Origin of the sequence: Microcystis aeruginosa NIES-4325, from assembly GCF_008974145.1 — a bacterium.
Taxonomy (GTDB): Bacteria; Cyanobacteriota; Cyanobacteriia; order Cyanobacteriales; family Microcystaceae; genus Microcystis; species Microcystis aeruginosa_G.
In genome coordinates this window covers 41,688-51,957 of the sequence record NZ_BJKP01000024.1, presented here as the reverse complement: position 1 = coordinate 51,957, position 10,270 = coordinate 41,688, and the positions used below count along the sequence as shown (strand labels likewise).

The window sequence follows — 10,270 nt, the reverse complement described above, 5'->3', positions numbered from 1 at the left end:
GGACTTCATAGCCTTTTTCTAATAATAATTCGCTCAGATAGGAACCATCTTGACCGGTGATGCCGGTAATTAGGGCGCGTTTAGCTTCAGTCATCAGTAATTTACCTAATCGGAAAGAATAAAGACCCTGAAAGGGTCTGACTGCTTATAGCACACTTTAGCCCCTCATGACAAGTTTGGCTAGGTTGACAGGGGACAAAAAGATGAATTGATTTTTTATCTGGGCTGCATAGATTCTAAATGGTTCTGACAATTTTATCGGAATTTTCTGACTTGAAATTCCTTGACTTTGACTAATTGATAATTATCTTTTCCCATGGCTAGGGAAAATTTGGCTTCGGTCTCATCAAGTAAATTTTTGGAGATAGCTTTCCACTGTTCTTTCGTTTGCCAATGGGCAACGATAATTAATTGTTCCTCGATGGCGGGATTAATCCAAATTTCTTTACCTAAAAACCCCGCTTGTTTTGCTAAAAAATTTGTCCAAATTTCTTCATCTTTTTGGATAAATTTTTCCCTAGCTTCGGGTTTAACTTGAAATTCTAACCACTCAATGACCATAGTAATTATCTCCTATTTTTTGGCTTTCATCAAGAATTCTTCTGTGAGTTTCATAAAAGCTTTGGAACCACTAGAAGAAGGCATGGCTGCCACCACAGGCACGAACATATCCACAGCTTTAGCTACATTAACATCCATAGGAATCGCATTAGCAAAAATTTGATGGGCTTGAAAATCCTGTTGTACCCGGCGCATGACTTGATTATAGTAGCGACTGAGTAAACCACCACCGGAAAGAATAAAAACTATACCGAGTAAACTAGGGTTAATCGGTTGGGTTTCTTGATGACTAGCTTTCAGTTTAACTATTCTTCTTTCTAATAGCTGAATGCCGACAATTGATAAGGGTTCGGGACGGGCAGGTAGTAAATAAAAATGACTGCTACATAGTCCACTACGAGTTAAAAGATTATAGCCCGGAGCGCAGTCCATGATAATATAATCGTAACGGTCTTGAATCGGTTCAATGATTTTTTGAATTAGGATTCTTTCCAGGTTATTCCAAGCATGATCAAAGCCTAAATCTTCCTGTAAAATTGCTTGATGGTGCAGGGTTTCTGAGACGACATATTCGTCATATAGTTCGATGTCTCCCGGCAGTAGATCTAAGCCTTTAATTTCACAGACTGAAGGGACAATAATATCATCAATAGTTAATTTATTGTAGGGATTGGGTTTGATAATTGCTTCTAATAAATAGCTTAAAGTGCGTTTTTTGCGACGCAGTTGAGCGAATTCATGGGGGGACATCAAGCTAAGAGTCGCACTGATTTGAGCGTCTAAATCGAGGACAAGGACTCGTTTTTGCTGAAATTTAGCTAAACAGGTGGCAAGGTTGACGGTAAGGGTAGTTTTTCCTACTCCTCCTTTCATATTAACGGTGCTGATGACAGTGGCCATGATGGGAATTCCTTTCTAGTTAACCGATGGAATATCTCGACGTAAAACCTGCCCGTTGGGAGCCATAATCAAAGGAGGTAAACTGGTAATATCGATCGCCTTTTGGGTTTTCATATCGTAGGTGGTGTAAACTGTTTCCTGTTGATGGGGATTAATATCGATAATTGTTAGGGTTTTTCTAGGTGCTTGTTCACTGTTCAATAACCGTCGCGGTCCACTGCCTAAAGCTCCCGCGTGTAATAATTGTAATTGCCCCCGTTTACCCGGATAGTAAGCGTGAGCATGGCCACTAATATAAGTATGCACCTGATGGCCCTCTAAAAACGCTCTTAATTTCTCGGCATCGGCTAAATAATCCCCTGGTCGATTTCTACCGACGGCAATACCGTAGAGGGGTAAATGACCGATTACTAGCCGCATTCTAGCATTTTTAGCGTCGCTACTACTCAAGTTTTTTGCTGCCCAATTTAGTTGTTGCCCAGAGATTAAATGAGTGGAGGCATCCCAAACTAGATAGAATATACCATTTTGAGTGAAAGTATAATAAAAAGGAAAGCTGGTTTTATCGATAAAATTTAAACTTGTCTCATGTTGGGGATTTTGCCAATAATCTTGGGCTAATTTTCTCTCTTGAGCATAGATAAATTTTCCTGCGGATAAAGCTCCAGAAGCGTCATGATTACCGATGGTAAAACCAAAGGGTATTTTAGCAGCTCGCAGGGGTGCGGCGATATGGGAATCAAAGGCTGACCACATAGCGTTAATTGCTGCCTCTGTCAGGCTGCTTTTTTGTCCTGCCACCATGTCGCCACCACAGAGGACCAGATCGGGTTTATGATTGATAATTAAGGGGATAGCTCGATCGATTTCGGGATCGTAAGTAGTGGAACCGTATTGACTATTAAGGTCACTAATCACGATTATCTTGACTTTTTTCGCCTTTTGTGCTTGTTTAACAGGAGACTCAGGGGGATTTTTGGAAGTAACGGGCTGTAAAATTTGATGAGCGCAAGCTGCCAAGCTAAAACCGCCTAAACTGCCACTAATAAGCAAAAATTTACGGCGTTGCATAGAATATCAATCTCGTCTTTAATTGAGGTCACGTCAGTTAGTGTAGCAATTTTTGTCCCTTCGATCGCTTTTAAGGAAATAACTTGACAATTCTCTTAACTTCTTTTGCGCCTTGGTTATGTCATCACCGGAGTAATTCCTCCGATGATTTGTTAGTATCTATTCAAGATAATTATGCAAAAAAGCTTTTATTTTTGCGTCAACTTCCCGTTAATACCCATCGAGCCAGTGAACGAGTTATCAAAGCTATTCAAGACAAAAAACCCGATTTAGTTATTTGTTGTGGCATGGCGGAAAGTCGTTATCGTTTAAGTTTAGAATCTCAGGCTAGGAGTAGCACAAAAAAGTTATTGACACCAATTCCCTTGTCAGATTTAATTAAAAACCTTGACTATAGTTATATCAGCGATAATGCTGGTCAGTTTGTCTGCGAAGAATTATATTTTCAAGTCTTAAAATATCATCCGAGAGCCTTATTCGTTCATGTGCCGCTTTTAACAGACAAAAATTTCGCTATTATTCAAAGAGATTTTCAAAAAATTATCAGTAATTAGTCGGACAAAATTAATTTCCCAAGCTTAAAGCACTGGAATTTTTTAAGGCCGATAAATTAGCATTACCCGTACAGAATAAAGCAATTTCTAATTCAGCAATCAAAAAAGTCACCAACTCATCTACCGCCGCCTCCGATGCCACAGCTGCGGTGAGAAAAGGCCGGGCTAAACCGCCTAAATCCGCCCCTAAAGCGATAGCTTTGCCAATATCGACCCCATTTTTCAAACCCCCGGAAGCGATGAGAGGAATAGTAGAATTAATTGCCCGGATAGAGGTAATACAATCGGCGGTGGGTAAACCCCAATCGGCGAAAACTTGACCTAAATGACGCTGTTTTTTATCTTTTGCCCTTTGACTTTCCACCTTTGCCCAAGAAGTGCCGCCAGCCCCCGCCACATCAATCGCCGCCACCCCCGCCTCTATTAACTTTTTAGCCATTGCCCCGGAGATGCCGTTACCCACTTCCTTAGCCACCACAGGAACGGGCAATTTAGAGCAGACGAGGGCGATTTTGTCAAGGAGTCCTCGAAAATTTTTATCGCCTCCCGATTGTACCCATTCTTGCAGGGGATTAAGATGAAGAATCAGGGCATCAGCCTCCAATAAATCGACTAATTTCAGGCATTCTTCCACACCACAGCCATAATTTAACTGCACTGCCCCTAAATTAGCCAAAAGCAGGATATCGGGGGCGAGATGGCGAACGGAAAAAGTGGCGGCTAATTCCGGTTGTTCGAGGGCGATGCGTTGGGACCCAACCCCCATCGCTAAACGGTAACGTTGGGCGACGGTTGCCAGTCGAGTATTGACTAGATGGGCTAAGGTAGTTCCCCCGGTCATGGAAGAAATCAATACAGGGGCGCCGAGGCTTTTGCCTAAAAAGCTAGTACCAATATTAATATCACTGCGGTCTAGTTCTGGCAAACAGCAGTGATTAAAGCGATATTTCTCTAATCCACTGCTAATTTCGCTAAATTCTACGTCTTCTTCCAGACAAACTCGCAAATGTTCGGCTTTACGATTTTCTATGTCACTAGCGGCATTAACAGGGGGGAGAGTGGTCATAAGTAGTCGTGCAAAATAAATTTCCTAGTGAAGAAAGGCAAAAGGCAGGAGGCAAGAGGCAAGGGGGGGTAGATATGTGTAATTAATTTTGCTTAGGTACTTAGGTGAGGATTACAATCGCTACACAGTTGACTATACAGGATATTGAGTCAATTGTTCCAGTTGTTAACGAAGGCGGTGGTTGGTCGTCAGCAATGGAAACAAATTCAGCCATAGGAGCGATCGATCTTTTTGTCCTTTGTGTCTTTGTGGTTCTTTCCACGCGCTATATTAGATTGACAAGTCAAATAAATCAAGAGAAAGAGCTAAAAGATTGGCAACAGATTAACTGGTTCGTGTATGCTTTGAGAGGGTCATAATCTGAGATTTATGTTTACCCATCAGCTGATTGGCTACGAGATGATCAATATGCCTCCCGTTAGTTTAATCCGTGGCTGCTACGAATGCCCGGGGAAGATTAGCTAATAAGCAATCGCCCCGATCTGAAAATTCCCGCTCGATTTTCCTATTGCTTCGGTTGAAAATTGACCATGACTCTTATCTCTTCTAAATCCCTCACTTTACCGGAATTTCTCTCGCTAACCGATGCCGATGGCGATATTACCTATGAATTAGTCGATGGAGAAGCGATCGCAAAAATGTCACCGAAATTCTTTCATTCTCGTTTAACTGGTGCTTTATTTCTCGTACTCGATCGCTGGAATCAAGGACGGGGAGAGGTGGGAATCGAATGGGCGATCATTCTCAGCAAAAACGATCGAGATTGGTGTCCCGTTCCCGATCTCCTCTACATTTCCTTGGAAAGGTTAGGAGATATTCCCCTCACCGATGAAGCTTGTCCCGTTCCCCCGGAATTAGTCATCGAAATTATTTCTCCGGAACAATCCTTCAGCAGCCTGAGCGAAAAAGCCGTGGACTACCTAAAAGCGGGAGTCAGTCGCGTCTGGATCGTCGATCCCCGGGCCAAGCAGATCACAATTTTCTATCCCGACGCACCCCCGGCGATTAAAAAAGGCGATGACGAGATGAGCGATATTCTCCTCCCCGATTTAACCCTAACCCCCGGACAAATTTTTGCCAAGGCCCGATTAAGTTAATGCCCTACACCCCGCGATCGATTCCACCTTCTCCGAACACCTGTACTGATTAACGGCAGCGGATAGATTAGAACGGATTGAAAAGTTAACGAAAACAGGAACGATCAAAAACCCTAAAAGTCAACCCCTAGGCATAGCGTTTAAGGTTTTAACATTCTTTTAATGTTTCGCTCATGATCAATTTGGGAGGAGTTTTATGGAGCGATCGCCCTAAGCTGCTGTAGAATTAGTTTGACAAAAGTGAGATGCAGCCAAAGACTTGCAGTTAAATAATTGGATGGCGACCTAAAAACATGAGTGAATTAACTATTCGTCCTGCTAAAATTACTGGTGTCATCCCGGATTCGATCGCCGCCGAGGTGGGTTTTGAAATTGGGGATGCGCTCGTCTCTATCAATGGTAATCGTCCCCGGGACTTAATCGATTATCAATTTTTGTGTGCCGATGAATTTCTCACCCTAGAAGTGCTTGATAGTCAGGGAAAAACTCACCGGATAGACATCGAAAAAGATTATCATGACGACTTAGGTTTAGAGTTTGAAACTGCCCTTTTTGATGGCTTAATTCAGTGTAATAATAAATGTCCTTTTTGCTTTATCGATCAACAACCAGAGGGCAAAAGAGAAACTTTATACCATAAAGATGATGACTATCGCCTAAGTTTTCTCTATGGCAGTTATTTAACCTTAACTAATCTCACATCAAAAGAATGGCAGCGAATCGAAAAGATGCACATCTCACCGCTTTTTGTATCCGTTCATGCCACGGAACCAGATCTGAGGATTCGTCTCTTAAAAAATCCCCGCGCTGGTCAAATTTTAGACCATTTAAAATGGCTACAAGCGAGACAATTACAAATTCATGCTCAAGTGGTAGTTTGTCCCAATATTAATGATGGAATTCATCTGGAAAGAACCCTATTAGATTTGGTTTCTTTTCATCGGGGAGATATTCCCTGTGTGGAGTCGGTTGCCGTAGTTCCCGTGGGATTAACCCGCTTTCGTCCCCAAGAAGATGAATTAATTCCCGTTAGCCAAGAAAAAGCGCGAGAAGTGATTGAACAAGTCCAAATTTTACAGAAACAATTTCGCCAAGAATTTGGCAGTAATGTGGTGTGGTTAGCCGATGAATGGTTTTTAATTGCCCGAGTCGATTTACCACCCCAATCTCACTACGAAGACTATCCCCAAATCGGTAACGGAGTTGGCTCAATTCGTCAATTTATTAGGGATTTTCAGAAGACAGCCAAGAAGTTATTACCTGCTCAAATTACTCCCTCTAGACGGTTAATATGGGTAGTGGGAAATGCGGTAGAACAAGCTTTTCAACCCCTAGTTAAACAGTTAAATAAGGTGCAGGGTTTAACCGTGGAATTAGTGGCTTTAAATAGTGATTATTGGGGACAGGAAATCACGGTTACGGGTTTATTAACCGGGCAAGATATTCTTAAGGGATTACAAGGTAAAAATCTTGGGGATGGGGTTTTATTACCCTCCCTCATGCTCAAGCATGGGGAAGCGGTATTTTTAGATGATTTAACCCTAGAAACTGTGATTAATCAGTTAGGAGTCCCTATTTATCCAGTCCTGGGAGTGGAGGAATTAATTAAAACTTGTCTGACGCTCAATAGATAATCAGTTTTTAATAACTGGATTTATTATTAGCATAAATTAAACTTATCACACAAAGAATAAGAGGGCCGAAAAGCTGCAATCTTTTTAATGTTTCATCGCTTCTATTATTTTCATGGTTTCGACGCTGACAGTACAGACTCGTTGTAATAAGTCAATTACTGTTTCTTTATAATCGGCAAAGCGATAATGATTAAATCTTTCGGCGATGGTTTGATCTTTGGGTTTCTTTTCCTTATATTGATCTAATATCCATTCTAGGGCTGAACGATTACCGAGTTTATATTCCCAGGCAATTTTGGGAATATCTTGTAGGAAAGTGACATCATCGAGGTTGATAGAATTTTTTTCTCGGTCAGCTTTTAGTTTAGTTTTTGGTTTGAGGTTATTATTAGTATCAATGCGGGTTAGTGGGTAGGGTGCGACGGTTTCATAGTTGATATGTAATTCCATTAGTTTGCTTCCCCATTCTACCCATTGAGAGAAGTTATCATAAAAGGGAAGTCGCGGAAATTCTCGCTTAAGATTTAATTCGTATTTACTGCGATATTCCGGGTAGTGGAGGACTGCATAAGTGTAGTGGAAGATATCGAGTTTGGTGATGGTTTTATCGTTGTAATGTTTTTGGAATTGCTGCAATCCCCAATCGGTGATATTATCGATGCGGTTTCCTTCTTTGTCGTAGTAGTAAAGAGGGAGACATTGAGAGTCACCTGTTAAATGTAAATCAAAAATTTGATTACTTGAGAGAACTGTAAATGCTTTTTGTCCAGAAGAATAAATAATAACTATGTTTTGAGAATTTATATCAGGAAAGATTTTTGGGAGTTGATATTGCATTTCATTAACACATTTATCCCAGTAAATATATTTTGAAACAAAACTTCTATATAGAGATGGTAATATGCAATTCTCATCAAAACTTATTTTACTATTATTTGTTAATTGTTTTTTCAAGTCTCTCGTCCACTTAATCTCAGTTGATAATTTTTCCTCTAAAACATTTGATGTTTTTGATATTTTTCCTAGTTGTCTATTATAAATTTCTAGAAAATAAGACATTTTACGAGATAAGTTTTTGTCAGAATAATCATATACCCATTCATCTCGATTGGTTACTACACCCAATGAAAATAGTTTGAAAACTGCCATTTCTTCTGCGCCAGATTTGGCTAGTTTAGTATTCTTATTTACCAATGGTATCAGACAATCGAAATCATTATCTGATTGTTCAATCCAGTTATGTTTTTTATCTGGGATGATATGCTCAAAATCAAGCTGATTAAGTTTTGTCGATGACAAAAACTCTAATTTTTGCGCTGCTGTATCCAATTCAGGACGGCGAGTATATAAAATTTGACAAGGAAGATTATTACTTTCTCGCTTCACCATCAAACTAATCGTCACCCCCGTCTGAATACCGAAAACATTATGAGTTGTCCCTGAAAGTTTAGGATTTTTCCTGACATTACCACCTAAATCAATGATATAAATTTCACTAAACTCATTCTCTACTACTTTTCTAAAACCGTCAAATGTCCTCGCATCGATAAATGACGAATTAGTAATAAAACCTATTATACCATTTTCACCTAACCTATCTGTAGCCCAACGAAAGAAGCGAGAATACATATCATATAGCTTTGTCTTCTGCGCGGTACTCTCTTCGATGTAAGTATCCTTAATGCGCTTATCAATAGCAGGATACTTCCGATTTTTATTATTGTCATTCTCATTTTGCTGATTAGCATTATAAGGAGGATTACCAATAATTACAGAAATATTGCGGTCATTTTGATTTTGAATGCGTTGGGTATTCTCCACCGACATGGCAAACAAATCCATCTGCTTGAGATGAAAAGCAGCATGGTCCAGGGTATCCACAAAACAGATATGCTCAAACTCCTCATACTCACCCATCTTCTGCTTATAGGTGAACTCAATATTCAAATTCGCAATATAATAAGGCAGAATTGCCACCTCATTACAGTGCATCTCATGCTTATACTTGTACCGTAACTTATCCTTCGGTAAATACTCAATTAACTCCGTTACAAAAGTTCCTGTCCCCGTCGCCGGATCTAAAATTTCTACTCCTGGATCCGCCAACAACTTACCAAAATGCTTGTGGACCAAATAATCGACACTTTCAATCATAAAACGGACAATTTCATTGGGTGTATAGACAATTCCCAACCGGTCTGCCGCTTTCGGATTGTATGCTTTATAAAAATTCTCATAAATCGCCTTGAGAAACTTCTGCTTCTCGTGGTGGTTATAAATATTCGCCGCTGTCCGCCGAATTACTGCATAATAACGTTCAATAGTCCCTAAAGTATTGCGCTTAGTATTACCAGTAAAGAAAGTTTCAATCACTCCCTGTAATTCCCTAGCGATATTATTTTCCCGGTGAAACTGGGACTCATTAAAAATATTGATAAAAATATCCTCTGTCAGGATGTGCTGAATAATCATCTCTCGCACATCTTCCAGACTAATTTCTGGATTGATTGACTTGCGACAAATCTCTAAAAATTTGTCCCGCGCTGTCACAAAATTCCGATTCGTCTCCGACTGTCGCGCAATTAAACCCCGCAACGCTTCTAAAATTGTTGGTAAATCTTCCTTAAAACTATCAATTGCCTCTCGAAAATCCTCAACCTCCGGACGGACATAATTGATAAAAGCATTAATAATCCCATCCAAAGCCTCATCATCGCGCATGGAGACGCGCAGTCTTTCCTCTCCTCCTTGAATTAAAACCGCCGTCTGGGAGTCTTCAAATAAAATATTGTCATTGGGGTAGCCTTTCGCTAACTTTTTCTCAATTTCTTCGTCTAAATTATCGTATTGATCCTTACTTTCCCAATATCCCCAATCTAACCGCAAAGCATCCTTTACCGTCCCGTCAGGATAGACAACTTTTCCCGACTTAGTGCGATAATCCAACTCCGGAATTAACAAAAAATCCCGCGCCTTGCAATAGTCATTTAACAAATTCTGAAAAGCGACTCTAATCGAAGTTTCCTTGCGACTTCCGCCATATTGGACAATCTTCTCAACTTCCGCCTGATACTGGCTGATTAATAATCTAGACATGGGCTTAGAGGAGGTAAATTAAGTGGTTAGTCGTACAAAATTAATTTCTTGGTTAGGAGAGGCAAAAGGCAAAAGGCAAAAGGCAAAAGGCAGTTCCTTCCTGTCTTCGTAGTTTTTTCCACTCCCTCGCCAGCAGGACTATATCCTAGAATACATTTTACCCAGCAAACCCAAGAGAGTAGATTTTGCATCTCCCCTTGATTGTCTTTAATCGGGATGACAGGATTCGAACCTGCGGCCCCTTCGTCCCGAACGAAGTGCGCTACCAAGCTGCGCTACATCCCGAAATTT

The 10,270-nt window shown here is 40.5% G+C and carries 9 protein-coding genes and 1 tRNA gene; 3 read left to right on the top strand and 7 right to left on the bottom strand.

Annotated elements, in window-relative coordinates; genetic code table 11:
- From MiAbW_RS13655 to MiAbW_RS13640, 4 genes are all read right to left on the bottom strand, one after another.
- Positions 1 to 94, bottom strand: a 94-nt coding sequence (locus MiAbW_RS13655) for a GDP-mannose 4,6-dehydratase (RefSeq protein ID WP_123231299.1), incomplete at its 3' end; no start/stop codon positions are given.
- Positions 95 to 255: 161 nt separating this feature from the next.
- Positions 256 to 561: a TIGR03792 family protein gene (locus MiAbW_RS13650; RefSeq protein WP_151696554.1), complete on the bottom strand. Its 306-nt coding sequence runs from the start codon at positions 559 to 561 to the stop codon at positions 256 to 258.
- 12 nt (positions 562 to 573) lie between these two features.
- On the bottom strand, positions 574 to 1,461 hold the full coding sequence (locus tag MiAbW_RS13645; RefSeq protein ID WP_151696553.1) for a ParA family protein: 888 nt from the start codon (positions 1,459 to 1,461) through the stop codon (positions 574 to 576).
- 15 nt (positions 1,462 to 1,476) lie between these two features.
- Positions 1,477 to 2,532 (bottom strand): metallophosphoesterase family protein, encoded by a 1,056-nt coding sequence (locus MiAbW_RS13640; protein ID WP_151696552.1) that lies wholly within the window; start codon positions 2,530 to 2,532, stop codon positions 1,477 to 1,479.
- 83 nt (positions 2,533 to 2,615) lie between these two features.
- On the opposite strand from MiAbW_RS13640, the gene MiAbW_RS13635 reads away from it, so the two are divergent.
- Positions 2,616 to 3,086, top strand: coding sequence for a pyroglutamyl-peptidase I family protein (locus MiAbW_RS13635; protein WP_151696551.1), 471 nt, complete (start codon positions 2,616 to 2,618; stop codon positions 3,084 to 3,086).
- A 10-nt stretch (positions 3,087 to 3,096) separates the two neighbouring features.
- On the opposite strand, the gene fni is transcribed toward MiAbW_RS13635, so the two are convergent.
- Complete coding sequence (fni, locus tag MiAbW_RS13630; protein WP_151696550.1) at positions 3,097 to 4,152, bottom strand: type 2 isopentenyl-diphosphate Delta-isomerase; 1,056 nt, start codon at positions 4,150 to 4,152, stop codon at positions 3,097 to 3,099.
- A gap of 530 nt (positions 4,153 to 4,682) precedes the next feature.
- On the opposite strand from fni, the gene MiAbW_RS13625 reads away from it, so the two are divergent.
- Together MiAbW_RS13625 and MiAbW_RS13620 are read left to right on the top strand one after the other, a co-directional pair.
- A complete protein-coding gene (locus MiAbW_RS13625) occupies positions 4,683 to 5,249 on the top strand; it encodes a Uma2 family endonuclease (protein WP_151696549.1) in 567 nt (188 codons plus the stop codon).
- A 293-nt stretch (positions 5,250 to 5,542) separates the two neighbouring features.
- Positions 5,543 to 6,883, top strand: coding sequence for a TIGR03279 family radical SAM protein (locus tag MiAbW_RS13620; protein WP_151696548.1), 1,341 nt, complete (start codon positions 5,543 to 5,545; stop codon positions 6,881 to 6,883).
- Positions 6,884 to 6,967: 84 nt separating this feature from the next.
- On the opposite strand, the gene MiAbW_RS13615 is transcribed toward MiAbW_RS13620, so the two are convergent.
- Together MiAbW_RS13615 and MiAbW_RS13610 are read right to left on the bottom strand one after the other, a co-directional pair.
- The gene (locus MiAbW_RS13615) at positions 6,968 to 9,979 is read right to left on the bottom strand and encodes a type ISP restriction/modification enzyme (protein ID WP_151696547.1); all 3,012 of its coding nucleotides are present in this window, start codon (positions 9,977 to 9,979) and stop codon (positions 6,968 to 6,970) included.
- 211 nt (positions 9,980 to 10,190) lie between these two features.
- Positions 10,191 to 10,264: transfer RNA gene (locus tag MiAbW_RS13610), tRNA-Pro, on the bottom strand.
- Positions 10,265 to 10,270 lie beyond the last annotated feature (6 nt).